Source organism: Bartonella sp. HY761 (assembly GCF_026743145.1).
In the GTDB taxonomy this organism is placed as follows: domain Bacteria; phylum Pseudomonadota; class Alphaproteobacteria; order Rhizobiales; family Rhizobiaceae; genus HY038.
Genome location: NZ_CP104888.1, coordinates 1 through 26,029 on the forward strand (window position 1 = coordinate 1; position 26,029 = coordinate 26,029).

The 26,029-nt window shown below is 38.8% G+C and carries 22 protein-coding genes and 2 pseudogenes; 16 read left to right on the forward strand and 8 right to left on the reverse strand.

The window, feature by feature from the left end:
• Positions 1–214 precede the first annotated feature (214 nt).
• The 3 genes from repA (at position 215) to N6A79_RS14570 (ending at position 3,429) form a co-directional block, all read left to right on the forward strand.
• A complete protein-coding gene (gene repA, locus N6A79_RS14560; RefSeq protein WP_263499868.1) occupies positions 215–1,405 on the forward strand; it encodes a plasmid partitioning protein RepA in 1,191 nt (396 codons plus the stop codon).
• Between the two features lie 96 nt (positions 1,406–1,501).
• On the forward strand, positions 1,502–2,536 hold the full coding sequence (gene repB, locus N6A79_RS14565) for a plasmid partitioning protein RepB (protein WP_263499869.1): 1,035 nt from the start codon (positions 1,502–1,504) through the stop codon (positions 2,534–2,536).
• Between the two features lie 191 nt (positions 2,537–2,727).
• Complete coding sequence (locus N6A79_RS14570; RefSeq protein WP_263499870.1) at positions 2,728–3,429, forward strand: hypothetical protein; 702 nt, start codon at positions 2,728–2,730, stop codon at positions 3,427–3,429.
• A gap of 79 nt (positions 3,430–3,508) precedes the next feature.
• Here the strand turns inward: N6A79_RS14570 and N6A79_RS14575 are convergent.
• The 7 genes and pseudogenes from N6A79_RS14575 to N6A79_RS14605 all read right to left on the reverse strand — a co-directional run bounded on the left by N6A79_RS14575 (position 3,509) and on the right by N6A79_RS14605 (position 9,086).
• Positions 3,509–4,266, reverse strand: a protein-coding gene (locus tag N6A79_RS14575; RefSeq protein ID WP_263499871.1) for an IS5 family transposase whose coding sequence is annotated in 2 segments (ribosomal slippage) — positions 3,509–3,933 and positions 3,933–4,266 — 759 coding nt in all. Because the reading frame shifts where the segments join, the coding sequence is not laid out codon by codon here.
• Between the two features lie 59 nt (positions 4,267–4,325).
• Positions 4,326–4,697, reverse strand: a pseudogene (locus N6A79_RS14580) (IS1595 family transposase); the annotation flags it as partial.
• 557 nt (positions 4,698–5,254) lie between these two features.
• A complete protein-coding gene (locus tag N6A79_RS14585) occupies positions 5,255–6,544 on the reverse strand; it encodes a DegT/DnrJ/EryC1/StrS family aminotransferase (RefSeq protein ID WP_263499872.1) in 1,290 nt (429 codons plus the stop codon).
• Between the two features lie 30 nt (positions 6,545–6,574).
• The gene (locus tag N6A79_RS14590) at positions 6,575–6,973 is read right to left on the reverse strand and encodes a DMT family transporter (RefSeq protein ID WP_263499873.1); all 399 of its coding nucleotides are present in this window, start codon (positions 6,971–6,973) and stop codon (positions 6,575–6,577) included.
• Complete coding sequence (locus N6A79_RS14595; RefSeq protein WP_262080808.1) at positions 6,974–7,342, reverse strand: DMT family transporter; 369 nt, start codon at positions 7,340–7,342, stop codon at positions 6,974–6,976.
• A complete protein-coding gene (locus N6A79_RS14600; RefSeq protein WP_263499874.1) occupies positions 7,339–8,289 on the reverse strand; it encodes an alpha/beta hydrolase in 951 nt (316 codons plus the stop codon). Before N6A79_RS14600 ends, N6A79_RS14595 begins: the two co-directional genes overlap by 4 nt.
• Positions 8,286–9,086 carry an MtnX-like HAD-IB family phosphatase gene (locus tag N6A79_RS14605; protein WP_263499875.1) on the reverse strand — a complete coding sequence of 267 codons (801 nt, stop codon included), beginning with the start codon at positions 9,084–9,086 and terminating at the stop codon, positions 8,286–8,288. Before N6A79_RS14605 ends, N6A79_RS14600 begins: the two co-directional genes overlap by 4 nt.
• A gap of 141 nt (positions 9,087–9,227) precedes the next feature.
• On the opposite strand from N6A79_RS14605, the gene N6A79_RS14610 reads away from it, so the two are divergent.
• A complete protein-coding gene (locus tag N6A79_RS14610; protein ID WP_262080813.1) occupies positions 9,228–9,959 on the forward strand; it encodes a response regulator in 732 nt (243 codons plus the stop codon).
• Positions 9,956–11,308: an ATP-binding protein gene (locus N6A79_RS14615; protein ID WP_263499876.1), complete on the forward strand. Its 1,353-nt coding sequence runs from the start codon at positions 9,956–9,958 to the stop codon at positions 11,306–11,308. Before N6A79_RS14610 ends, N6A79_RS14615 begins: the two co-directional genes overlap by 4 nt.
• Before the next feature lie 145 nt (positions 11,309–11,453).
• Here N6A79_RS14615 and N6A79_RS14620 read toward each other — a convergent pair whose 3' ends face one another.
• A complete protein-coding gene (locus N6A79_RS14620; protein ID WP_268547665.1) occupies positions 11,454–11,813 on the reverse strand; it encodes a hypothetical protein in 360 nt (119 codons plus the stop codon).
• Between the two features lie 202 nt (positions 11,814–12,015).
• Between N6A79_RS14620 and N6A79_RS14625 the strand changes: the two are divergent.
• The 11 genes and pseudogenes from N6A79_RS14625 to N6A79_RS14675 all read left to right on the forward strand — a co-directional run bounded on the left by N6A79_RS14625 (position 12,016) and on the right by N6A79_RS14675 (position 26,000).
• A pseudogene (locus N6A79_RS14625) lies at positions 12,016–12,839 on the forward strand (IS5 family transposase).
• Positions 12,840–13,285: 446 nt separating this feature from the next.
• Positions 13,286–15,598, forward strand: coding sequence for a rhamnan synthesis F family protein (locus tag N6A79_RS14630; RefSeq protein WP_263499878.1), 2,313 nt, complete (start codon positions 13,286–13,288; stop codon positions 15,596–15,598).
• A 179-nt stretch (positions 15,599–15,777) separates the two neighbouring features.
• Positions 15,778–16,659: a glucose-1-phosphate thymidylyltransferase RfbA gene (gene rfbA / locus N6A79_RS14635; RefSeq protein ID WP_263499879.1), complete on the forward strand. Its 882-nt coding sequence runs from the start codon at positions 15,778–15,780 to the stop codon at positions 16,657–16,659.
• On the forward strand, positions 16,652–17,206 hold the full coding sequence (gene rfbC, locus N6A79_RS14640; RefSeq protein WP_263499880.1) for a dTDP-4-dehydrorhamnose 3,5-epimerase: 555 nt from the start codon (positions 16,652–16,654) through the stop codon (positions 17,204–17,206). The genes rfbA and rfbC overlap by 8 nt, the downstream gene beginning before the upstream one ends.
• A gap of 12 nt (positions 17,207–17,218) precedes the next feature.
• Positions 17,219–18,262, forward strand: coding sequence for a dTDP-glucose 4,6-dehydratase (gene rfbB, locus N6A79_RS14645; protein WP_263499881.1), 1,044 nt, complete (start codon positions 17,219–17,221; stop codon positions 18,260–18,262).
• Between the two features lie 4 nt (positions 18,263–18,266).
• The gene (gene rfbD, locus N6A79_RS14650; RefSeq protein ID WP_263499882.1) at positions 18,267–19,124 is read left to right on the forward strand and encodes a dTDP-4-dehydrorhamnose reductase; all 858 of its coding nucleotides are present in this window, start codon (positions 18,267–18,269) and stop codon (positions 19,122–19,124) included.
• An 81-nt stretch (positions 19,125–19,205) separates the two neighbouring features.
• The gene (locus N6A79_RS14655; protein ID WP_263499883.1) at positions 19,206–20,288 is read left to right on the forward strand and encodes a glycosyltransferase family 8 protein; all 1,083 of its coding nucleotides are present in this window, start codon (positions 19,206–19,208) and stop codon (positions 20,286–20,288) included.
• 644 nt (positions 20,289–20,932) lie between these two features.
• On the forward strand, positions 20,933–21,691 hold the full coding sequence (locus tag N6A79_RS14660; protein ID WP_268547668.1) for a VanW family protein: 759 nt from the start codon (positions 20,933–20,935) through the stop codon (positions 21,689–21,691).
• Positions 21,688–22,311, forward strand: a complete 624-nt coding sequence (locus tag N6A79_RS14665; RefSeq protein ID WP_263499885.1) for a M15 family metallopeptidase — start codon at positions 21,688–21,690, stop codon at positions 22,309–22,311. The genes N6A79_RS14660 and N6A79_RS14665 overlap by 4 nt, the downstream gene beginning before the upstream one ends.
• A 20-nt stretch (positions 22,312–22,331) precedes the next feature.
• A complete protein-coding gene (locus N6A79_RS14670; RefSeq protein WP_263499886.1) occupies positions 22,332–24,074 on the forward strand; it encodes an NADase-type glycan-binding domain-containing protein in 1,743 nt (580 codons plus the stop codon).
• 141 nt (positions 24,075–24,215) lie between these two features.
• A complete protein-coding gene (locus N6A79_RS14675) occupies positions 24,216–26,000 on the forward strand; it encodes an NADase-type glycan-binding domain-containing protein (protein WP_263499887.1) in 1,785 nt (594 codons plus the stop codon).
• Positions 26,001–26,029: the final 29 nt, after the last annotated feature.

Sequence of the window (26,029 nt, forward strand, 5' to 3'; positions counted from 1 at the left end):
TTCCACCAGTAAAGAAGTGTTGGTGCGGTGCTTATGGACCTCAGCCTATAATTCAGTGGTTTTTTGGTTGCTTTATATCGGCATTTTCAAGCTTTTTTACCAAATTATCGAAATTGTTATTGCTTTATTAATAAATTATCGTCTATATTTTCGTAAATATTCGAATTTTTGCAATTTTTGCGAAAATATCACCAAAAGGGATTTATTTGCCAAAATGACTACTGATAAAGCAAATCGTTTCGATTATCTTATTGCCGAGCAGGGCGAAAAAATCTCCAGTGCTTTAAATATGTTGCGCATGCAGCAATATCCGCCCGATGCGAAAAAAGGCTTACGAAAGTTTCAAACCGCTGAAGTTGCGCAGTTAATTGGTGTTACGCAAAGTCATTTGCGGCAGTTAAATATTGAGGGTAAGGGCCCGCAGGTCGAAACAATTAGCGGCCGTCGCTATTACAGCGCCAATGATATGCTGGCTTTGCGTGATTATTTGGAAGACAATAAAAAATCTGACAAACGCTATTATGTGCCGCGCCGCCGCGAGGGCGAGGCTATGCAAGTCGTGTCGGTGGTAAATTTTAAGGGTGGTAGCGGCAAAACCACCACAGCTGCCCATTTAGCGCAATATTTGGCTTTAACTGGCCACCGTGTTTTGGCGGTTGATCTTGATCCACAGGCATCTTTAACCTCGCTTTTTGGTATTCAACCAGAAATGGATGACACGCAATCCTTTTATGAAGCATTGCGTTTTGATGATGAACGCGTGCCAATTTCCAACATTATCCAAAGCACCAATATTCCCGGTCTTGACATTGTACCGGCTAATTTGATGCTGCAAGAATATGAATATGATGTGCCACTTGCGATTTCGGGTAAAAAGGGTGAAGAGGGGCGGCTTTTCCATATTCGCATCGCCAATGCGCTAAAATCAGTTGATGACCAATATGACGTGGTGGTGATTGATTGTCCGCCGCAACTTGGTTATTTAACCATTACTGCGCTTATGGCATCGACGGGGATTTTAATTACCATTCATCCGCAAATGCTTGATATCATGTCAATGTCGCAATTTTTAATGATGCTTGGCGGCATTATGACATCGGTCGCCGATGCCGGTGCGCAAATTAAGGTAAACTGGTTTCGTTATCTCGTCACTCGGTTTGAGCCAACCGATATTCCACAAGCGCAGATGGTTGGCTTTATGCAAAGCATGTTTGCCGCAAATATGCTTAAAAATCCGGTTTTAAAATCGACAGCTATTGCTGATGCTAGCATTAAAAAACAAACGCTTTATGAGGTGGAGCGCGGCGAATTTGTGCGTGCTACCTATGATCGGGCAATGGAAAGTTTAAACTCTGCCAATAGCGAAATTGTTGACATTATCCACCAGCATTGGGGCAGGGTGTGAATTTTTTGTCAGCCGTTTTTATTGTAAAATCGATAAATGAAATAAATAAGTTGCGCCTTTTGAGCAGCTTTTGCAACCGATTAAAGGATCATCATCATGTCGCGTAAAAATCCCTTTGCCAATCTTGATATGTCATCTTTAAATAAAGAAGAAGTAGAAGCCAATCGGCCAAAGGCAAGCAAAACTGGCTATGCTATGACCGGTGCTGCTAAAGCCGTTGTACGCTCAATTGAGGAAATGGCAGAAAATACCAAGAAGCTTATGGATGGTGAAACAATCATCACGCTTGATCCCAATTTGTTAGATGCGTCTTTTGTGTCTGATCGCTTGTCACAAAATGACGAAGCTTACCGCGAATTGCTGGAAGCGATCAAAGAGCAGGGGCAATTATCGCCAATTTTGGTGCGCCCCCATGAAGAACAAGCAGGGCGTTATATGGTGGTGTTTGGCCATAGGCGGGCGCAAGTTGCAAAGGAATTAGGGCTGCAAGTTAAGGCGGTGGTAAAAAGCCTTGATGATGTGGCATCTGCCGTGGCACAGGGGCAAGAAAACTCGGCCCGAGCTAATTTATCCTTCATTGAGCGAGCATTTTTCGCGCAAAATCTTGCAGCGCGTGGCCTATCGCGTCAAGTGATTAAATCAGCATTAAGCCTTGATGATGCCATGCTATCCAAAATGCTAAGCGTTATGGAAATTATGCCGCAAGCTTTGCTAGCTGCACTTGGTGCGGCAAAAAATATCGGTCGTGATAAGTGGTTAAGCTTACGCCAAATCATTTTAAATCCCGCATTTTTAGACCGTGCCCTTGAATATGTTAAAAATGATGACTTTATTGCCCTTGGATATGAGCAGCGCTTTGATGATTTGCATCAATATTTGGTAAAATATCAAAAGAAATCTGCCGCTAAAACCAATGCAAAAACAAAGGCAAAAGGCCAAACGAGCGGCAATGTAAAAAATGCGGTTAAAGCTTGGCAGTCGGATGACAAAAAAATTGATGTTGCGATTAAGCCAAAGCCAAAAGCTCTTAGTTTGGAATTTAATCACGCGGATAGCAAAGCCTTTGGCGAATGGATCGGCAATAATTTAGCAAAGTTTTATGAAGATTATTTAAATACCCAAAAGAGTTGAAACCACAAAGTAGATAGATAAATATTAGTGTTGTTAGAGCGCATTTCGATCTGATTGGATCAGATCGGCGCTCTAATCCATTGTTTACACCGCATTTTTTGTCCGAAAACCGCTTCACATTTTTTTAAAAAACGCTTTAATTATAGGTAAGCTATCTTATTTCAAAGACCCAAACTGATTAAGAGGCGATAATGTCAACGAATTTTTCTTTTAGGTTTAAGACAAAGAGTCCATCTCGTAGCGATATTTACCGCTATATATTAAGAATTTTTACTAAATATCAGGAGGTTTTTCTACGTGGCTCTTTCCATCAAAAAGCAACATTGCGGCATAAAGGTTGGTCTAGCCCAAAAAGCGTGGATTTTGAATTTAGCGGCTATTTCGAAAATATGTCAAAAAACACATTGCTAAAAAACCTAGCAGACTGTAACGGCCAATTTGATTTCCAGTTTGGTGCGCCTGTTGGTGATCGTTATCTTTTTGATTTTCGTACACTGGACCAAAATCAATCAGACAATAAAGATTTTGATTATACTATCGAAAGTCCGAGCGTTAAATTTGGACCTTTCTTCGATTTTGTCGATGATATAGATGGTATATTTTTCGATGAGGAATTTGTCTTTGGTACAATTTCTATCGATCCCACTTTGAGATTGGAGGACCAATTTGTCGTATGCATAAAGCAAGGCGTAACAATAGATCAAATTCCAACTTGGTTACATGGCATATTCGATCCAGATCGCTTTACAGCTCTTGGTGATTTTTTAGGCAATGGTGTCAATTTTTATATGGATAAAAAATGCCAAAGCGAATTTGAAAGTGGACACTTAAGAGAATATTGGTTTTTTGACTATTTCTCAAATCTGCCAAAGTACAAAAATAAAATTATGTAAAAAAATTAGGGGCTGGCATAGATAATGGTTAAGTAAAATTATTTCATAAAGCTTGACAATAGTTTAGGCTCAGGACTCATTAATTAAGATAGAATATTACGGTTGCGGCGATGCATATAGCCGAGAAGAAGGTGTGTGCACATCGGTCATAGCGTGTCGCGATGCGCCGCCAGTCTTTTAGCTTGGCAAAGAGGTTTTCGATTATGTGACGCAACCGATAAGTTTGCCTGTCATAAACTATCTCGGTGGTTCTGCCCTTTCTGGGCGGAATGCAAGCCTTTATTTTTTTGTCAAGCAATGCCTGCCGGAACCAGTCAGCATCGTACCCCCGGTCTGCAATGAGTTCCTTGGCATCTGGCAGATGCGCTAGCAAAAGAGCGGCTCCTTTGTAGTCACTCATCTGCCTTTCAGTTAGTAGCAGACATATTGGCTTTCCATTTTGATCGCAGACCGTGTGCAGCTTTGAATTCAAGCCGCCTTTCGTGCGCCCGATACGGCGGGGAATATCCCCTTTTTTAACAGGCTGGCAGCCGTGCGATGCGCCTTGAGGTGTGTGGCGTCAATCATGATGCGTTGAGGTTTTGGGCCCTGTCCGGCCAGCATTGCGAAGATGCGGTCAAATACACCCAACCTGCTCCAGCGGATAAAGCGATTATAGAGCGTTTTATGCGGACCATAACCGAGGGGCGCATCTTTCCATTGCAGACCATGTTTGATGACATAGACAATGCCGCTGATAACGCGCCTGTCATCGACACGAGCAACCCCATGAGACAGTGGAAAACAGGGCGATATTCGCGCCATCTGCTCTTCGCTCAATAAAAACAAATCACTCATTAGTTTCACCTCCACAAAACCAATGAATCACAAATCAACAAAAAAAGGAATCCAAAAAATTAATAGGTCCTGACCCTAATCAAGTTCTGTGTTGGTCTATAGTTAAAACGCCATTCACACTCCTTTAAATAGAGGTGAAAGTGCTCTTTTGGGATGCCATTAAAGCGACGCATATGCCCTTGGCTTGGCTCCAGAAGGTCTCGATCCCATTGATATGATTGCGCATCAACAAAGGTTTTTGCCCAAAAATTTTTGAATAGTTGATCCGCTTATGGTGAAATTCAGATACATCGAGAACATGATAGGCAGAAAAGCTTATCTCGATAAACAATGGAATCTGGCTTAATTGATTGTCTAATAATCGGTAAAAGTGTTTCATTACGGGCATTTGGTATAGGAAAAGCATGAACTTTTCCATTACGTTTTAGCAGGAATTAGTCTATCAATGGCGGTTGCATCATTTTAACCTGCTATTGGTAGCAAGCTTATTAATATGGAAGCGCTATAGAAAATATATATTGAAACAATTGATAAAAAAGTGGCACAACAATTTTTTTCAGTTAATGCCTCAGTTGGAAAGCTAGTGTTTAATGGTGAACCTTTTACAACCTATACAGCTATACAATTAGCTGATAGACTGGAAGAAATTGAAATAATAAATGTTTTAGCAAGAACTCATTTCTGACAAAAATATTGACAGTGGCTAATTCGGGCAAATCTTATTTGATAGAAAAATCAAGTGCTGTATTTTCTCAAAAAAGGCAGAAAAACAAGCATCGGCTTTGACATGTCAACCTACAAATTGCGAAACAAAGTTGAGAACTTGTATGTAAAACTTAAAAATTGGCGGCTTATTGCAGCAAGATATGCTTAAATAAAGTTGCTCTCATAATTTTCTCAGCAATATGGCATCGCCCCAGCCCTTATATTTATCATTAATGAATGAGCCTAGAATAAACTGCCAAAGCAGTTGCTAAAAAGCCAATGATCAGCTGATCAAGGCACTTTCAAGCACTTGAGCAATTTGCATAAAACTATCATCATTTAATCGATAATTATTAGTAATTGTTATCATTCTTTTTGCAAAATCATCGGCATTGGCTGTTGTATTTGAGCTATTATCTTTCCCCAATATTGGTTGCAGATAATCATAATTGGGAATTGATGACACAAAAAGTCGTGTTACCCCCAAATTGGACGGCCAAAGCCGCTCCATAGCTTTTTGGCAGCTAGCATTGCTTGGCATTAATACCATGATAAAAGGCCAAGTGCCCTTTGCTGCATCCGCACCTTTAACGATTTTTACGCCAAATTCGCGTAAAATGGGGTTATTTTCCAACACTTCGATGCGTTTTAAGGCTTGCATCTTGGCTTTTTGTAAAAACTCCGGCAATCTTAATGCAGCTTTTGCCCCAATTTCGCGGCGCTTTTTGCCAACCTCAAAAATTGGTATTTCTTGAGCAAAATAATCGCCAACCGCATTAATGTAATCGTGTTTTTTTAGCGCTTTGCGCCGACCAAGCCCATAAAAAAGCTCTAACAAAGGTGGATTATAGCAGCAATAATATCCAATTAATTGCGCAAGTTTTATTTTATCAGCGAAAAAATTTGGCTTTACAAGGTTTTTATGGGTTATTTGCAGTTGGTGAAATAAATCGGGGTCTTTTGCGGTTAGTAAACCACCTTCAAAAAGAGTTAAACCTTTGCCAACTGCAAGGCTAAAAAATGCTATATCGCCGCTTTGCCCAATTTCTGCTCCAAGCGCCTGCGCGCCATCTTCAATAATATAGGCACCAATGTTACGCGCGATATTAAGGCTTGCTTCTACATTAGCAAGGCGGCCACCAATATGGGTGGGCAATATCGCTAAGGTTTTGCAACTTGCCAATTGTTGCAATTGTTCAAAGCAAAAATCGAAGCTATTTTGCGCAGTATCGCAAATAATTGGCTTTAAGCCGCAATGATGAATGGCAAGCGGCACTAAAGGGCAATTAAAGGCGGGAATAATCACTTCATTGCGGGTATTGGTAAGATCATCCTTATTATTTAAGCGCTTTAAAGTTTCAAGCGCAATAATTAAAGATGCTGTACCAGAACACTCAAGCAACAAGGGTGGTAAATTAAATTGCTTCGCAATGATTTCAGCTATATCGCCGCCTTTACCAAAAAAATCTGTTGAAACAAGCGGTAAGCCCGCGGTTGGCGGCAACTCGCCATAAATTGTGTCACTTGTCAAAATTTTTGGGTGCTGTTTTTTCGAGGTAAAAAGTAACGGCAAAATTATACTCCTCGATTAAGCTTGTTTCGACTATATTGGCAAGGTTTTTTGCTTTTCCAATTCATCGCGTTCAGCAAAGGCAAGGCAGATAATACCACCAACGATTAATATTGCACCGATAATATGGCTAAGGGGTACATTTTCACCAAAAATAATGACGGAAGCAATCATCACCGTTACCACTTCTAAATGACTGGCAGCAAAGGCTGGGCCAACGGGTGCGCGCCGCAGCAAGGTCATCCAAGTGAAAAACGCACCAATATAGCCGGATATGGCTAAATAGACCCAAGGATGGGAAATAATCCGCCAAAACCAGTCAAGGCTTAACTCCAACGGCTCAGCAATCAGTGCGGTTTGCTTAAAGCTAATTTGCCCGACGGTATCGAACATCATCAAAAAGAAAAACCCTAAAATATAAAAACGCCGCATTTAAAATGCTCCCACAACTGCAACACCAAGTGCAACCAAACTAATGCCGATTATCCGCATCGGGGTGAGTTTTTCATGAAAGAAGATACGGCCCAATACCATGATAACGATAATATTAACCGAGCCGAGCAATATGCCTTCTGATAGGGGCACAAGGGTTAAAAAGGCGAGCCATAGGAAAAATTCGCCCACATAGGCAAAAATACCAACCCATAAAATCGGTTTACGCACCAAGGCATGCCAATAGGCTTTTAAGCCAGGTTCCTCTTCCTCATCATCAGGGATTGTTGCCGCGGCTTTAAATGCAAGTTGGCCAACAGTGTCGAAAACGACATTAGCAAGCCATAGGGTTAAAACGAGCCAATTCATATGTTCTTGCCCTGATTTACTGTCGGTTGATTTGCTGTTAATTGGTTTGCAGCTTGTAAGTTCATGTTTTCAAAAACAGGAGAAAAAGGCGCCGGAATAATTTCAGGCAAATCATTTATGTCCAATTGAGTGTCGCTACACAGTTTTGAAAAAAACTCGACGCTTTTATTAATCACATTTTTTCGGTCGCGATCAATAGTGATAAGATGGTAGCTATTATCAAGCGGAATAAACTCAACCGGTCCAGCCACGTGCTCGGCAATATAGCCACCATTGGTTTTAATATTAGCGATGTCATCATTAGCCGAATGCATAACAAGGCAGGGTGCGCGAACTTCATCTATTTGCGGGCGCATATTTTTGACCAGCATCATCATTTCTGCCAAAGATGGAAATGGATTTCCTGCAAGACCGCCCTTGGTGCTATCACCAGAAAACATGCTGTCGGCAACGGTTTTGCGAATACGCTCATCTTTAAGGCCATAAGGGGGGCGCTCGATAAAAACGCGGTTATGAAATAACCCCATTTTATAAAGCCAAAGAATAAGAAATTGTGTACGGCGTATCAGATAGGGAATACTCCAACCATCATAAATAAGCGTTGCGCCATAAACACCAACACCAGCAATATCCTTGGGGCGTTCTGCTGCAAGTTTAAGTGCCAGTAATGCGCCCATCGAAAGACCGCCGACAAATAATGTGTCAACATGCTCCAAAAATGCATCTGCCGCATCGTTAACGCTTTGGTACCAGTCTTGCCAATTGGTTTTGACAATATCTGCCTCATCACCACAATGGCCAGCAAGTTGCATGCCAAAAACGCTAAAGCCAGCCTTATTTAAGCCCTTGGCAAGAATATGCATCTCAGTAGGGGTGCCGGTTAAGCCATGGATAAGCATAACACCGGCGCGCCCACCCGGCATGTAAAAACTAACATCGCTAATCATGATGCTATCCGCGCCGCCTTTTGTGCGGTGAAGCTATGGGCGCCCATATCATTTGAATGAGTGTTGGACAATTCAACCATCAAATCTGGCCAAAGCGCCATAATTTGTGAAAAATCTTTCACTCGTATATGGGCAATGGCGTGTTTTTCGCAATAATCGGCAAGTTTACCCTTAGCAAGTACAAAATCCGCCTTTTGCGATGGGCAAAAATCTGACGTGCCATCGCCAATATAAATAGTTTTACCAAAAGGGCTAAGTGGCAATGGGTCATAACGGCGACATTTGCAATGACCTGATGGACAATTATTGGCCTTAAATGGAAATTCCAATTTCCATTTTTCACCACCCAAATGCACAAGATGATTGGAATAGACTGGCAAATCTTTAATGCCACTATGTGCTAAAATATGGTTGATGCTGTAATCAAGCCCATCGCTAACGATTTGAGCCGCAGCACCTTGTCGCTTAATCATGTCGAGAAATGGTTTAAAAGCCACATCAATTTGCGCTTCATTTAGCGCGCTATCAAGCTGTTGCGGCGTAGCGCGGATAAGCGCAACTTGCTTTTCCATACATTCTCGTGCGCCAATCGCGCCAGAAAGCCACAAATTTTCTAATTCTTCAAAACCAGGCAAAGCAAATTTATTCAACAATAAATCGGTGACATCTTGATAACAAATTGTGCCGTCAAAATCGATTAATATAGTTGTACGACCATTTAGCTTCATAGTGTCGATATTTGTCATCGAAAAGCTATTGACAGCTAAGGGGGAAAAATTTTTATGTTGCTTATACATTTGTTATGGTTTTTCCTGCGGCTTAAAAAAGTCAAAGTTTTAAACTTAAACACTTGCCATAACTTATGCTATCTACATATAAACTGATATAAGATCTTTGTAGCTTTTATGTAACCAAACTCTGTAACCAAATATGGCAAGATGAATAAAAATATTTTAATAATTGAAGACGATCAACGCCTTGCTGACCTTGTGATGGCCTATTTAAGCAAACAAGGCTATGATGTAACTATTCATTCCCGTGGTGACACGGCGGAAAATGCTATAGCAACTCATAAGCCTGATCTTGTTATTTTAGATGTGATGTTACCAGGTAAATCGGGTCTTGATATTTGCCGCGATGCGCGCAGCTTTTATGATGGGCTTATTCTCATCATGACCGCGAGTGAAGACGATATTGATGAAATTGTCGGCCTAGAACTTGGCGCTGATGATTATTTGTCAAAACCTGTGGAGCCACGCCGTTTGCTTGCCCATATCAGGGCGCTTTTACGCCGCAAGGAAGGCGAACCCCAACGGGTCGAACAAGCCAATGGCTTTGTTAAAGATGTGCCAAAAATTAGTGTGTTACATTTTGGCCAATTAGCCATTGATGATGAAAACCGCCTTGTCACCCTTGGTGATGAAAAACTAGAATTTACCACGGCAGAATTTGATCTTTTATGGTTGCTTGCCAGCCAAGCAGGACAAATCCTATCACGCGATGATATTTTAAATGCTTTGCGCGGGATTGAATTTGACGGGCTTGATCGCTCCATTGATGCAAGGGTATCGCGCTTGCGAAAACGCCTTAAAGATGATCCTGATGATCCGCAATTTATCAAAACTGTGCGTGCAAAAGGCTATTTATTTTTGCAGGCGCAAGAAAGATGAAAACGCGGGCGAGCGAAAAGGTAGAGCGGGAAAAATTCCGCCATAGATTTTATAATTTATTGCGTGCTATTGCCGTATTATTATGCCTTTTGCTCGCGCAAAGTGCTATTGCTTATTTGACGCTGCAATTATTTGACGCCTTGCCCTCATCAATTACTGGTATTCTTGAAGATGAATATGTCGAGCGTAGCACGCATCAAGGCACTATTTTTCTCATTAAAGAAGAAATTAATGAACAAAAAAATGTGTCTCCCGCAGTCGTTTTAAATGAATTGCAGCCGCAATTTGCCTTCCGTCTTGCCTATTCACCGCCCGGCACTATTTATTCGCAAGATGTGCTTGAACAGCTTGAAACGGGGGGAAGTGCTTTTGAGGATGGCTATCTTTATGCCAGTCTTGATAATGGCGGTTACTTGGAAATGGGTCCGCTCATTGTTTCAGATGTTTTGGAAGCTAATGCCAGTGCATTTTTAACCTTGCTTGGGCTTTGGGCAATGGTCAGTGCATTGATTACCTTTGCCATTCTTTATATTGCTTATGCCCGTACATGGCGTGAAGCAATGATGATCAGGCGTACAGCTTTTGACCTTGGCAAGGGGGAGCTTTCTGCAAGAGTACCGCGCATTCATACTGAACCGCTTAAAATGATTGGCCATGTGATTAATGATATGGCCACCCGTATTGAATTACTGGTTAATCATAGTGATGTGATGCGTCATACCATGGCGCATGAATTTAGAACGCCGCTTGCTCGCTTACGTTTTGCCCTTTCCATGATTGACGACGCCGAAGGCGATGAAAAGGAAAAGCTTTACGAGGGTATTGAGCATGATATTAGCGAGCTTGAGGGGTTGATTAAAGTATCGCTTGATTATTTCCGCCTTAACAATAAATCAGCACCAACCAATCCAATTCCGGTCATGGTTAAGGATTGGGTTGAAGAATTGGTGGCTAAACTTAAGCCGTTAAAGCCAGAAAATTTTGAACTGGTTTTAAACGTGCCGGATATTGTTGGCGAGTTTGATTTAGAACTTGGCACTATTGCGCTGCGCAATATTATTTTAAACTGTTTTAAATACGCCAAATCAAAAGCCGTTTTGCATGTTATCAAAGATGGTGATGCGGTAATTTTTGAGCTTGACGATGATGGCGAAGGCGTGCCGGACGCTTTTCGTGAGGAAGTCTTTTCGCCTTTTTATCGCATGGATGTGCATAAGGCCGACATTAAAAACGGCTATGGCGTAGGGCTTTCCTTTGTGCGGGTCATTGCTGAACTTCATCATGGTTCTGCTTTTGTGGTTACCAGCCCACTTGGCGGCGCACGTTTTGTCTTGCGACTTGGCAATTAAAGTAGATTTAAAACTAGCATCAGGACTTATTAATTTAAAAATGCAATTTTATAACATCTAGTTTAAAAAATTTTTGCAATAAAAAATATTGAAAAAATTTTGATCACTAGCAATTTTTTGAGAAGCTACTCATAGGAACAATGTATTATATAATAAGATTTTTTATATGCTGTTTAATCTTTTCTTTATCGTCAAATGCATATATAAGCTCATAAACAGCGTCACATAAATCGTTATTCGTTACAAATTCTTTGGCCGATAATAATCTTGCCGCATAAAAATTTTCATATGCTTTGATTTCATCAACATCTAATAAATTAAAATAATTGGCATCCAACACATCACTAGAAATATCGGGCGCTTCTAATAAAATAATAGAGTTTTGATCTATCATCTTGTCAATCATGGTCTCAATTTTAAGTCTTATTATTTTAGTAGTTATGGTGCTATTGCCATTCAATAGACATTCATAAATATAGCTATCTTCGTATGCTAATCTATGCATATTCACTTTCTTTCATGCTTTGACGTAAAGACCAGATTTATTAATTTTCATGAAATGTCACAAAAAGTATAAAATTTTACAAGACGAAAAGCGAAATTAGATTATATACTCGACTGAACATTAAGAGTTTAACCGAAAATTAAATTGAGTATTACCAGTGATTTATGCTTCATTTTGTTTGTTAGAACGAAGGAGTCTCATAATGAGTTGGACTGATAATACTCGTCATCAGTATAACAGAAGAACACTGCGTTATTCAAGCGATTGTAGCGATGGTGAATAGCAGATAATTCAACCATTTTTAACTCGGTCTTGCAAAGTTGGTCGCGCACGAAAGCACAATGATGGCGATATCTGGAACGCTATTCAATATATAGCTAGTACAGGTTGTCAATGGGATCATCTGCCCAAAGACTTTGCGCCTTTTACAACGGTTCAATATCATTTTTATCGCTTACGTGACAGCGGTTTACTTGACATCCTTAATGAAGCGCTTGTTGCCTTTACGCGTTTGATTGACGATAGAGTACAAAAACCAATAGCTGCGATCATCTATAGCCAATCTGTGAAGACAACTGAAAGTGGCGGCGTGGTAGGTTATGACGCAGGCAAAAAAATCATGGGTCGCAAACGTCATACTATAACCGATATGGCAGGCAGCCTGCTAGATATTGTAGTTTCAAGATACAGTATTCAAGATCGTGATGGTGCAGTTCCGCTTATTAATTCTTGTAAAACCATGTATCCCTTAATCAGCTAAATTTATGCAGATGGCGGCTATGCTGGTAAAAACTTGAATTAGCTTTGGAGCACCATAAAGACCTTGTTATTGAAACAGTAAGACGATCCGATACACAAAAAAGCTTTGTAGTATTGCCTAAAAGATGGGTTGTTGAGCGAACCATCGCATAGCTTAATCGTTGCAGAAGGTTGGCAAAGGATTGGGAACAGACAATAACCTCATCAACTGGTTGGGTACTAATCTCATCAATAATACGTATGAGCCGAAAAATAGCAAGGTATTGAAATATAATTATAATAATTTTGAGTCAGACTCTTAGAAATACGTATGCGGTACTGTTTGTAATATAAAATCAATTTAATAATTTCATCATTATGAATATGCTTTGTATTTTATGCCTCATATAAGGGACTATGCAAAATTTTGTAATCAATCAAAATATAGTTTAATTTAGAAATATTCAAAATATCAATGCATCTGCTATTGTAAATCTAATTATATTCGTGCAAATAATGCCGTTTGATGAAAAAAATATAGCGTCATTTTTTTATGACGGTGTTTTTTAGGGATTTGATATTTATAAATTAGACCTATAAAAAGTAAATGGTTTTTGATATTTAAATGAAAATGAGACGAAATATTTTTGAATGTTATGGTGTCTAATTTGAAAATTCATTCTATATTTATATAATAGTATTTGAAGGCTTTTTCAGTAATTAAGTGTAAGATTATGGTTTTGTCAATTAAAGATGTTTTATTAAATATATTTACCGTTAAACGGCGGCGTTTGCCTTGGGATTTTAATTCTTCCTTTTACCAATATTTATATGATGATGTTTCGATATCGGGTAAATCTCCGCGTCGGCATTATCGCAGCATTGGCCGCCATGAAGGAAGACTATATAAAAAGTCACATTTCGTTAAAAAGACTGACTTGAATGATAATTTTGAAACGATTGTATTTTGCTGTGATGATGAACATGACAGTCTATTTTTTTTCGAAGCGATAAAGAAGCTGTCAGAAAATCATAATATTGTTGTCGTATCTAATTCCAATCACTTAAACGAAATATATCTTCCTTATTGCAATTGGTTTATTCTTAATAAGATTTTTGACCGTGGTGGCAAACATACTTCCAGTTTTATAAAACAGTTATGCTCAACGCCCAATTTGAAATTTGTGGTTTCTAATATTTATGAAGGTGGTTTTTTTTACAAGCACCTTGAAAAAGCAAATATTGCGAATATTCTGATTATTGGCGAAAATCTTGCCTTTGGTAAATGCGATTTGTCCCGTGGATTGCGCAGCGCCACGCGTGTGGTGTACACGAGTGAAAGCTATGCTGAAAAAGTACTATATGATTATATGTATGGCTATCCTGACCAAGTGAGCATATTGTCATCTGCATCCCAAAATGTGGTATTCTCTTCAAACAAATCAGACTCTAAACTTGTTATTGGCTATGGCGATGTGTCATTTGCTGATGGTTTTGATCTTTTTGCAAAGACTGCAAGTCTTTATAAAGAGCAATATCCTGATGATGATACCGAATTTGTTTGGTTACGATCTTCAAATAAGGCTAACAATTTTAGCTGTTTTGAACAAAATCAAAATTGGTTGCAAATACAAAAGGCTGATAATTCCTGCCGCGTCATATCCAAAAATAGCGCAATCGCTAGCTATTATCAAAAGGCTGAGATTTTTTTTGATACATCTCGTTTTGCAAATAAAATGTCTCAGGTGAAATCTGCTTTACAAACTGGAAAAGCGGTTTTTGCTCTTAATACAACTTTACCATTATTGACTCTTTATCGGCAAAATGAACTTGATGATAATTATTTACTAGATCAAAATGATCCTAAGCAATTTATAAAAAATTTACATGATCACTTATATTCAACACCTAAAGCCAGTAGAGATCAATTTATTGAAGTAAGTCGCAATATCGGCGGCGTTATACAGTTTGTTGAAGAATTAGCGGCAATTGGTAACGCTGCTGCTGAACAAATTAGACAAGAAGACAAAGATGCATCAGAGCTTTTTGCTAAAAAGGAATTTGATTTTGAATTTTGGTCGGGGGATAGTTCTAAGCTTTTTACACGTGCAACTATAAAACAATATATCCGCAGTTGGAAAAGCGGTGTGTATCCACGCCGGCCTTGTGCAGGTTTTCAACCCGGAATTTATGCAGAATATCATGATCTTGGCCCAATGCGCAAAGACCCGTTTTTGCACTATCTTGAAGCCGGCAAGCCTAATGGTCCTTGGCAGTGGGAGATGCTGACAAAGCCTGTTAAAATTGAAAAAGCCGTGCTTAATCAAAAAATTGCTTTGCAGATTCATGCCTATTATGTTGAAAAATTGGACGTTATGATCAATGCTTTATTGGTTAATGAAGTGCGGCCAGATTTATTCATCAGTGTCAAGGATGAAGCGGCTAAAACGTTTGCTGAAAGTTTGTTAGAAAACTACCCAGCTAAGGTGTCTATTTTGATTGCGCCAAATCGCGGGCGGGATATTGGGCCTTTGCTAACTTTGTTCCGGGAACAATTGCGTCATGGTTACGATATTATAGGCCATTTGCATACGAAACATAGTGTGCATATTGATGATCGCTCATATGCCGAGTTATGGGGAAAATATTTGACAACCAATCTTTTGGGTGATGGAAAAAAAATCAATGCCGCGGATACAATTATTCAGACGCTGTATAATGACAAGAATATAAATCTTGTTTTTCCAGATGATCGCAATGGCATTAGTTGGGCAAAAAATCGTCCTGAAGCCAAAAGACTAGCACCGCGCCTTGGTATTAACAAATTACCCAATTATATTAATTTTCCAGTTGGCACGATGTTTTGGGCGCGAAGTGATTTAATGCAGCCATTTTTCGATCTTGAACTTGAATGGAATGACTATATGAGTGAACCGCTTCCCCTTGATGGTACTAATTTGCATGCAATAGAGCGTCTTTTTGGTGTGATGAATGACAAAATATCAAAGAAAGTGGTTTGCGTCATGTTCGGTGATATTAAAAGATAAGACGCAATGAGTGGGTTTTAATGGAATTTTATAACGAATTATAACGGAAAATATGACGATTGAAGCATATTTAAATGTGTAATTAAAAGTTTCCTTTAAAAACTCCAATAAGATTAATGACAAACATTATGAATCTGCTATTTACTAAAAAAAATTTATTATAAAAAAAGGATGGCGAAGTGAAAGGTATTATTCTCGCAGGCGGTAGTGGTACTCGATTATACCCAGCTACAATTGGCGTATCGAAACAGCTTATGCCAATTTATGATAAGCCGATGATTTATTATCCGCTTGGTGTCTTGATGCTGGCTGGCATTAAAGAGATATTAATTATCTCAACACCTCATGATTTGCCTTTATTTCAACGACTTTTGGGCGATGGTAGCATTTATGGCATTTCACTGTCCTATGCCGAGCAGGCCCATCCAAATGGACTTGCTGAAGCTTTTATTATTGGTGAAGAATTTATTGGTAGCGATGATGTGGCTTTGATTCTTGGCGATAATATATTTTTTGGTCATGATCTTATATCTCATCTTAAAAATGCCCGTAGCCATCAAACTGGGGCAACAGTTTTCGCCTATCATGTCGATGATCCAGAGCGTTATGGTGTTGTTAGTTTTGATAGTTCCACAGGTATTGCAACATCAATTGTTGAAAAGCCGGTTGAACCAGAATCAAATTGGGCAGTAACTGGACTTTATTTTTATGATAATAAAGTGATAGAATTTGCTAAAAATCTTAAGCCTTCGCCGCGTGGTGAGCTTGAAATTACTGATATCAACGAAATCTATCTTAAAAACAATCAACTAAGAGTTGTGCAATTAGGGCGCGGTTATGCTTGGCTTGATACAGGAACCCACGATAGTTTACATGATGCTTCATCCTATGTTAGAACGATCGAAAAGCGGCAAGGGATCAAGGTTATGTGCCCTGAGGAAATCGCTTATGAAGCAGGTTATATTAGCGCCGAGCAAGTGATTGAGCGTGCTAATCATCTTGGTAAAACTGATTATGCTACTTATTTAAAACGCCGTATTCATGAGTTGAAAAATGCTTGATGTTGAAAAAACGCCGCTTGAAGGCGTGTTAATTATTCGCCCAAAGCAGTTTGGTGATAATCGTGGTTTTTTTTCAGAAACCTATAATAAGCGTTTGTTTTCACAGGCGGGAATGGATGCTGAGTTTGTTCAGGATAATCATTCTTTTTCTAAAGAAAAAGGAGTTTTACGCGGGCTTCATTATCAATTACATCCCCATGCCCAAGGTAAATTGGTTCGTGTAACTAAGGGACGGGTCTTTGACGTTGCGGTGGATATTCGTAAAAGCTCACCGACTTTTAAGCAATGGACTGGTGTCGAATTATCGGCAGATAATTGGACCCAGTTTTATATTCCCCCCGGTTTTGCCCATGGCTTTTTGACTCTTGAGGAAGATTGCGAATTTTTGTATAAAGTCACTGATTTTTATGCGCCTCAATGCGATCGCTCTATCCGTTTTGATGATCCTGATATTGCAATTAATTGGCCTTTAAATGCTGCTAATTTTGTATTATCCGACAAGGATTTAAATGCGCCCTTTTTAAAAGGCGCTGATATTTTTGATTAAAGGATTATTATTTTGAAAATTTTGGTTACAGGTGGTGCAGGTTTTATTGGTTCTGCTCTTTGTCGGCATCTTATTGCGCAAGGTCATCAGGTTTTTAATATTGATAAATTAACCTATGCAGGTAATTTACAATCTTTAAAATCGATCGAAAATTCTGAAAATTATCAATTTCATCAATTGGATATTGCTGATAGAAATGCCGTTGGCGCTTTGTTGGTTGGCCAGTCTATTGAGGCGGTGATGCATCTTGCAGCTGAAAGCCATGTTGACCGCTCAATTTCTGGTCCTGATGCCTTTATTGATACCAATATTGTTGGTACATTTCATCTATTGGAAGCTGTTCGTGCTTATTGGCAAAATCTTGATGCGGATAAGCAAAAAGCCTTTCGGTTCCATCATATTTCAACCGATGAAGTCTTTGGTGATTTACCATTTGATGAAGGTATTTTCACCGAAGAAACGCCCTATCACCCATCATCACCTTACTCTGCATCAAAAGCAGCCTCCGATCATTTAGTTAGGGCTTGGAATCATACTTATGGTCTGCCGGTAGTGCTTTCCAATTGTTCCAATAATTATGGTCCGTTCCATTTTCCTGAAAAGCTCATTCCCTTGGTTATTTTATCAGCTCTTGCTGAAAAGCCACTACCTATTTATGGAAAAGGCGAAAATATTCGCGATTGGCTTTATGTCGAGGACCATGCACGGGCGCTTGAAACCATTGTGTTAAAAGGCAAAGTCGGCGAAAGCTATAATGTCGGTGGTAAAAATGAGCGAACCAATTTGCAAGTCGTAAAATCAATTTGCGATATTCTTGATAAGCAAAAGCCACGAAGCAATGGACAATCCTATCATCAATTAATTAGCTTTGTAACTGATCGGGCAGGGCATGACCGTCGATATGCTATTGATCCGACTAAAATTGAAAATGAGTTGGATTGGCATGCACAAGAAACATTTGAAACAGGTCTTGAAAAGACAGTTGAGTGGTTTTTAAAAAATCAATGGTGGTGGGAGCCATTATTACAACGCGCGAAACTAGCCAAAAAGGGGTGAGTTGATGAAAATTCTGGTTACCGGTGAAAATGGCCAAGTTGCGCAAGCATTAAAAAGCCAAACTTCAAGTAATGTGTCTCTTGTTGTGCTTGGTAGACCAGAGTTAGACATTAGCAATAAAGCTTCAATTGAAAAAGCTATACATGCGCATAAACCAGATTGTGTCATCAATCCTGCTGCCTATACGGCGGTGGATAAGGCTGAAACAGAAGTCGAACAAGCTTTTTTAGTTAATCGTGATGGTGCGCGATATGTGGCGGAAGTAACTGCTGCCCATAATATTCCACTTATCCATATTTCAACCGATTATGTTTTTAATGGTGCAAGTAAAACACCCTATAAGGAAGATGATCAGGTTGGTGCAGTGAATATTTATGGATTATCCAAGTTGCAAGGGGAATGGGCGGTGCATGATGCTAATCCCAATCATGTCATTTTACGCACCGCTTGGGTTTATAGTCGTTATGGCAATAATTTTTTAAACACCATGTTACGCCTTGCTCAAAACCATGATCACTTAAGAATTGTGGCGGATCAATGGGGTACGCCGACAAGTGCTGATTTTATTGCAACATCTGCCATTGCCATTGCGCAAAAAATATCGAAAGGCGATTGTGCAGAAAATTGGCGCGGTATTTTTAACCTTGTTGCCGATGGATATACCAATTGGGCAGATTTTGCTGCAGAAATTTTTGCGTCAAAGCATAATCAAACTGGTAAAATTCCAAATATTACAGCTATTCCTGCTAGCGAATATAAGACAGCAGCAAAACGCCCGCAATATTCAAAGCTTGATAATAGCAAGGTAAAATCAGTATTTGATTTACCAATTGCGCCTTGGCAAGACTATCTCACCCGTTAATTTCATAGGTTGCTATTTAAAAACGCTTAATATACCAAAAAATACGTCATATTTTTTAAATGGTTGTAAGGATCCATCAAATTGAACAAGTTATATAGTGTTATTTTTTGTTGTGATGGTGGATATGGTCGTTATTTGTTGGTGGCACTAGAGGGGCTTATTAAGCATAGCTCACCAATAAAGCATTATGAAATTATTATTATTGATTGCGGATTGGATCAAGAAACCATTCAAGCCATCAAAGCGCGATTGAGTGAATTTAGCAATATTGTTTTGAAGTTTCAAAAATTTGACGAATTATATCAGGCACAAAGAGAAGTTTATTATGCCAATCCTCATATTTCGTCTGCAGCCTATGCGCGGTTTTTTCTAGGCGGTTTAACTGATAATGACCTCATTCTTTATCTAGATGTCGATATTTCGATAGAATGTGATGTCGCTGAACTGATTGATAGTGAGAACCCTGGTGATAAACTGATTACCGCGGCGCCTGATATCGGCATGGAGATATGTCGGCGCTATGAAAAAGGCTGGATTGCCTATTTTAAAAACGTGATCCAATTGGATTATGGCACTGACGCCCATTATTTTAATTCTGGTGTTTTAGTCATTAATCGTCAACAATGGGTTGCGCAAAATATTGAAGAAAAATTAATGGCTTTTCTCGCATCAGATCGTAAATTTCAGTTTTTTGATCAAGATGTGCTGAATATTATCTGCTTTGGTAAGGTACATTACCTCAATTTTCGCTATAATGTTATGGCATCAGATTATAAGCCGCATAAGATTTATCATGATACAATATTGGATGACATGCTGACAGCTTATACCCATGCGGCCAATGGTGATGGGCGTATAATCCATTATACCACCGGTGACAAACCTTGGAGTTCGCCACAAACTAAGCTTGCAGCATCATGGTGGCAAAATTGTCGCACAACAGCCGTTTACGAGCAATGTTTGGGCAATCTTGTTAAACAGGGCAATGTTGGTCGTAGAAAAATATGCTTTCTTGGGCTTGCATTGTTTAAGATTAAGCAAGATAGCCATCGCTATAAGTTTTATTTTTGGAAATTTCATGTATTTGGCTGGCGTAAAAAAGCCAATAGCAAAACCTATTATTGTCTTGGCCTACCATTTTTAAAAATCACTTCTTTAAATTAATAGAATTTTTTGTTCTTAGATGAAGCCCCTAATTTAGAGGAATGGGATTTTATTAAAGCCGTCAAGCGTCAAAGCTAGCGGCAATGATAGATCATTGATAATGACTTAGCTATTGATCTGCAAATAAAAAAGGATGATAAGAAAAATTGGCATAGATTTCATAGTTTAAACCGATGTGATGACATTTATCTACCAAAAAAATATCTTAGCCAGTTGGTCTTTGCCGGTAAAAATCTTGGCTTTGCATTGTTGTTGCAAATAAAGAGCATAACTACCAAGATAAGTTTTATAAAAATTGATATCATAGCTTATACTGTCATACCTCTGCAGTAGAGCTAATCCACCAGTATTTTATTGTTCTTAATTGTCACTTTCTTTATTCTTTGCCATCTTTTCTCCTCTTTAGTGATTATTGTAATTATTAAATAATTGTTTTATTGTATAAAAGTTTCATTTTAATAAGTTTATTAAAATAATATCGAGCTTTTCTAAATCTTTGATAAAATAATAAAGAAGAGCCTTAAAGAATATTTGATTATTTTAACATTTTATACGGTTTAATTATCGATGGGGGAACGGTGGCCAAGAGGTTAAGCCAAAAACATCCAATATTGTTTTTTGTCGCCATATGGCGGCAGAGATGTTTGCGATATTGGCGCAACAGAAAAGATCGACAAAAATTTGCGCTAAAGCGGCAAGCTGAGAGTTTGCCTCATCGGGTATTTTCCCACCAATCAAAACTCATTCGTAATTTTGGTGAAGACTATCATCAGTTGCAGGTAAATAAGATTACCAATTTAAAAAAGGCAATTCCGCTCCTTGATGGTATTGTCATTCACCCTGGTGAAACTTTTTCATTTTATAAATTAGTGGGGCATGCCCATCGTCTACGCGGTTTTCGCAAAGGCTTGGAGCTGTCAGGTGATACAATGAGGGCAGGTATTGGCGGTGGTCTTTGCCAAATTGCTAATATGCTGCACTGGCTGATATTGCATAGCAATTTAGATATTATTGAGCATCATCACCATTCGCGTGATATGTTTCGCGATGATGAGCGGCTTGTGCCATTTGGTTGTGGAGCAACCATATTTTATAATTATCTTGATTACCGCTTTACCAATAATAGCCCAAACATTTGGCAGTTACGTCTTAGCCTTGATGAAAACCATTTGATTGGTGACATTTTGGTCAATGACACGCTTAATGTAAAATATGATATTTGTGAAAAAAATCATAGATTTTTGCAGTGTGAGGGCAAGTTTTACCGCTTTAACGAAATTTGGCGCCAGCAATGGCAAGGCGATAGCTTAATAAGCGAGACGCTCTATCGTAAAAATATTGCGCCGATGATGTATGTGCCCGATGTATTTGATGTGGTTGATAGTTTAAAGGATTTTCAATGAAGCAGATTTTAGGATTAATTAGCTTAACTATCTATTTTTTAATCAGTATTTCAACTTTTGGGCAAAGCAAAGATTTTAATGATAATGCTGAATTGATAACATTAAACGGCAAGCCTTACTTGCTTGATCTGCGCTATGCGAGTGACAATAATTTTTTGCATCGTGCTATTTATAAAGAGCATGGTCTAAGCACCTGCCTTGTTCATAAGGATTTAGCAAAAAAGCTTGAAACAATTAAAAAGGATTTACAAGATCAACACTTGCAACTTGTTCTGTTGGATTGTTTTCGTCCACTTGCTGTACAAAAAGCCATGTGGGACATTATGCCCGACCGCCGTTATGTTGCTAATCCAAAAAACGGTTCCAACCATAATCGCGCCGCCGCGATTGATGTGGCTTTAGCTGATGAAAATGGGAAAATATTGTTTTTTCCAACTGCTTTTGATGATTTTACCAGTAAGGCCGCCGCATACTATAAATGTCCAAAAGCCGATAGTCTTGCTTGCAAAAATCGTGACCTATTGTTTGGCTTGATGAAAAAAGCAGGGATTAAAGGCATTAATAGTGAATGGTGGCATTTTGAATTGCCAAATGCCCGGCAATATCCAATCATCGAATAATTGCATTAAAGAGCAAAGCAATGACCAAGCGTTTTTACAATTATATATTGGGTCTTTGTTTGGCGCTTATTGGCTTTCTTCCAATGAGTATATTTGCACAAGACAATACAGATCAAATCGTGCCAACTATTTTAATGGCATCACCAACAAGCGCAACAGAGCAATCAACATCAATTATTTGTCTTTTCGATAAAAATTGTGATGGGGCTTGGCAACCACAAACCAAGGATGGCGGGGTTAATGAAGGTTTTGGCTTTCAATTTGAACAGCCCTTTCAACTGGATTATATCATGATAACGGTTGTCGGTGATAGCGAAGACCTCACCTTTACCGCTTATCTTGACGGTAAAGATACTATTATTGATGACACAGATAAAGATAGCGATCCAATTCGTATTATTTTGCAACGTTTCGAGATCGATTCCAAGAAGGCGATTTATGTTTTAAGGCGCGATCCGTACTCTGTCATTAATAAACCGCTTACGCTTGATTATTTTGCCAAATCGGTATTTTTTCGTATTACCGATAGTAATTCACCAATAAAATGGACTGTTACCTCAATCGATATTGTTAATAAAAATATTTTTGAAATAATAAACGGTGAAATATCTTTAGTTGAAGATATTTATAATGAGCCGCATGCTTTGGCGATTAATTTACCGATTGAAGCACCATTGATAGAGCTTAATGCCACCTCAATTCTTGATCCACAAACGGCCTATCAACCAAGCCATCTTTTTGATTCCAATATCGGTAGCGCCTTTGCAACAGATGGTAAAAAAGGCAATGGCATTGGCACTAAAATCGTCCTTAACTTTAAAGATCAACAAAATATTGCGGGTGTGATGATATGGAATGGCTATCAAAGGTCAGATAAGCATTTTAGTGCAAATAGCCGCGTGAAAGCTCTTTTGATAAATGGCGAGAAAATTGCGGTCAAAGACGAACAAGCCATGCAAAAAATTATGTTGGCAAAGCCAATCACTAATAGCCAGATTGTTTTGGAAATTGCCGATATTTATGAGGGGCAAGATCATAAGGATGTTGTGCTATCCGAACTGCGCTTTATTGACAATAAGGGCGCCGTTATTTTGCCCCTCAGCCCAGAAACGCCATTATTAGCAGAACTTACTAACAATCATTTCGTCGATAGAAGTTTTAGCGGTTTTTTGAGTCAAATGGTCTTTGTGCGCGGTGAGGTTGAAGCTGATATTTGTGACGTTGGTTCATTTCGCATGCGTAGCAATGGAAGTTTTTCTCTTTATTCGCAAAATGTTAAGGGCATTGATAGGCTGCATTCTTTTGCTATAGCGGCCGAGGGTAATTTTGAAATTATTGAACGCAATAAATTCAAATTATTTGGCAAAAAATATCAAACCATGTTTTCACGGATGACAGGTTATTTAAAGGAAAATGAAGATAATGCGCTCATTAAAGTCGCACCAAGTATTTTTCAAGGCCTTTTTACCATTGAAAAATTTTCTGACCTTAGCGAAAAAGAACAAAAAGACTTGTTAAGTTTGCTTATTAATGAACCACTTTACGAAGAGCCTGAAAAAATTGACGCGGAGCAACCAGATTTTAATATTGGCCTATTTGTTTCGCTTGACCAAGGATTTGTGGTTGAAGCGGCAACGATTAGTGAGGTGCGTGAAAAACTGCGTAAAATATTGCTGACAAAAGAAGTTTATGCGGTAAAATCTGACATTTATACCGACCTTGTTGTCCCCGTTGATCGCGTGCCATTTTGTACAAAAATCTAAACCAATATTTGAGAAAATGTGGTTTATTTCGCCTGTTGAAGAATATAAGATACAGAGTTAATAATAAAAGTTAGCATTTATGGCTGTTAAATTTTTGCCAATATCCATTGATTATTCAATTATAAAAAGGGGCATAAGCTGATGAGGTATTTTTTTAATAATCTATTTCGGCTTTGCCCTGTCATTATTGTCATTATTGGTTTCCTACCAACTTTAGGATATACGCAAGAAAATATGGATCAAATAGTGCGAACTATTTTAATGGCATCACCAACAAGCGCAACAGATCAAATAGTGCCCACTATTTTAATGGCATCACCAACAAGTGCAACAGAGCAATCAACATCAATTATTTGCCTTTTTGATAAAAATTGTGAAGGGGCTTGGCAACCACAAACCAAGGATGGTGCGGTTAATGAAGGTTTTGGCTTTCAATTTGAGCAGCCCTTTCAATTAGATTATATCACCATTACGGTTAAAGGTAATAGCGAAGGCCTCACCTTTACCGCTTATCTTGATGGTAATGATGCTATTGCTGATGCAACTAGTGAAGATAGGGATCCAATTTCTTTTGTTGTCCAACGTTTTGAAGTTGATTTTGAGAAAGCCGTATATGTCTTAAGGCGTGAACCATATCGTGTAGATGGCTCGTTAAAACTTGAATATAAAGCGAAATCGGTATTTTTTCGCATCACTGATGCTACCTCGCCAGCAAAATGGGAAGTCACCTCAATTGATCTGGTCAATAAAAATATTTTAGAATCATTTGGTGGACCTTCATTAGTTAAAGAAATTTATAATGAGCCGCATGCTTTGGCGGTTAATTTACCGATTGAAGCACCTTTGATAGAGTTTGATGCTACATCAATCCTTGAACCATATAGTGCTTATCACCCAAGCCATCTTTTTGATTCAAACACCAGCATGGCCTTTGCAACAGATGGTAAAAAAGGCAATGGCATTGGCACCAAAATCGCCCTTAACTTTAAAAATCAACAAGATATTGCAGGTGTTATGATATGGAATGGCTATCAAAGATCGGATAAGCATTTTAGTGCTAATAGCCGTGTGAAAGCTCTTTTGCTAAATGGCGAAAAAATTGCGGTCAAAGACGAACAAGCCATGCAAAAAATTATGCTGGCAAAACCAATTACGAATAGTCAAATTGTTTTGGAAATTGCCGATGTTTATAAAGGGCAGGCCTATAGAGATGTTGTGCTATCCGAATTGCGCTTTATTGACAATAAGGGCGCAATTATTTTGCCTATTAGCCAAGAAATGCCAGCTGCAACTCAACTTACTGACAATGCTTTTACCGATAAAACATTTAGTAGTTTTTTTGGCGATATGGATTGGGCAACTTTGGGTGAGAATAGCTTGCGCGAAGATTATTGTTATGTTTCAACCTTTCGATTGCGTAGTAATGGCAGCTTTGTGCTTTATCCTGCGCGTTTCAAGCCAGATAGTAAAAATCGTGCTTTCGCCACAGTTGCAGAAGGCAATTTCGAGCTTGTAAAACCAAATGAAATGAGGCTATTTGGTAAAAAATATCAAACGTCTTTTTCACGCAGTGTTGGTTATATCAGTGGTAAGGGAAATGATGAAATTGCCCACGCTGCCCCGCAAATTTTTCAAAATCTTTTTAAAATAGAAAAGTTTTCAAATCTTGATGAAAGCGAGCAAAAAAAGCTTTTAAATTTCCTTGTTGCTATGCCAACCTATGATAAAGAAGAAGATGAGGGTGAAGATTTGGGGCTTAGTGTTTTACTTGATGACGGCTTTGTGGTTGAAGCAAAAACCATTGGTGAGCTTCGTGAAAAATTGCGTAAAATATTACTTAAAAAAGATGTCTATGCAGTAAAATCCGATATTTATACCGACCTTGTTGTCCCTGTGAATCGTGTGCCGTTTTGTACAAAAATATAAACCAATATTGTAGAACTGGCTTTATTTGC

Excerpts from the sequence above, each read along its gene's own strand:
- repA (WP_263499868.1), top strand. The coding sequence starts at position 215 with ATGACTACTGATAAAGCAAATCGTTTCGATTATCTTATTGCCGAGCAG.
- repB (WP_263499869.1), top strand. The coding sequence starts at position 1,502 with ATGTCGCGTAAAAATCCCTTTGCCAATCTTGATATGTCATCTTTAAAT.
- N6A79_RS14570 (WP_263499870.1), top strand. The coding sequence starts at position 2,728 with ATGTCAACGAATTTTTCTTTTAGGTTTAAGACAAAGAGTCCATCTCGT.
- N6A79_RS14590 (WP_263499873.1), bottom strand. The coding sequence starts at position 6,973 with ATGCGGCGTTTTTATATTTTAGGGTTTTTCTTTTTGATGATGTTCGAT.
- N6A79_RS14595 (WP_262080808.1), bottom strand. The coding sequence starts at position 7,342 with ATGAATTGGCTCGTTTTAACCCTATGGCTTGCTAATGTCGTTTTCGAC.
- N6A79_RS14600 (WP_263499874.1), bottom strand. The coding sequence starts at position 8,289 with ATGATTAGCGATGTTAGTTTTTACATGCCGGGTGGGCGCGCCGGTGTT.
- N6A79_RS14605 (WP_263499875.1), bottom strand. The coding sequence starts at position 9,086 with ATGTATAAGCAACATAAAAATTTTTCCCCCTTAGCTGTCAATAGCTTT.
- N6A79_RS14610 (WP_262080813.1), top strand. The coding sequence starts at position 9,228 with ATGAATAAAAATATTTTAATAATTGAAGACGATCAACGCCTTGCTGAC.
- N6A79_RS14615 (WP_263499876.1), top strand. The coding sequence starts at position 9,956 with ATGAAAACGCGGGCGAGCGAAAAGGTAGAGCGGGAAAAATTCCGCCAT.
- N6A79_RS14620 (WP_268547665.1), bottom strand. The coding sequence starts at position 11,813 with ATGCATAGATTAGCATACGAAGATAGCTATATTTATGAATGTCTATTG.
- N6A79_RS14630 (WP_263499878.1), top strand. The coding sequence starts at position 13,286 with ATGGTTTTGTCAATTAAAGATGTTTTATTAAATATATTTACCGTTAAA.
- rfbC (WP_263499880.1), top strand. The coding sequence starts at position 16,652 with ATGCTTGATGTTGAAAAAACGCCGCTTGAAGGCGTGTTAATTATTCGC.
- rfbD (WP_263499882.1), top strand. The coding sequence starts at position 18,267 with ATGAAAATTCTGGTTACCGGTGAAAATGGCCAAGTTGCGCAAGCATTA.
- N6A79_RS14665 (WP_263499885.1), top strand. The coding sequence starts at position 21,688 with ATGAAGCAGATTTTAGGATTAATTAGCTTAACTATCTATTTTTTAATC.
- N6A79_RS14670 (WP_263499886.1), top strand. The coding sequence starts at position 22,332 with ATGACCAAGCGTTTTTACAATTATATATTGGGTCTTTGTTTGGCGCTT.
- N6A79_RS14675 (WP_263499887.1), top strand. The coding sequence starts at position 24,216 with ATGAGGTATTTTTTTAATAATCTATTTCGGCTTTGCCCTGTCATTATT.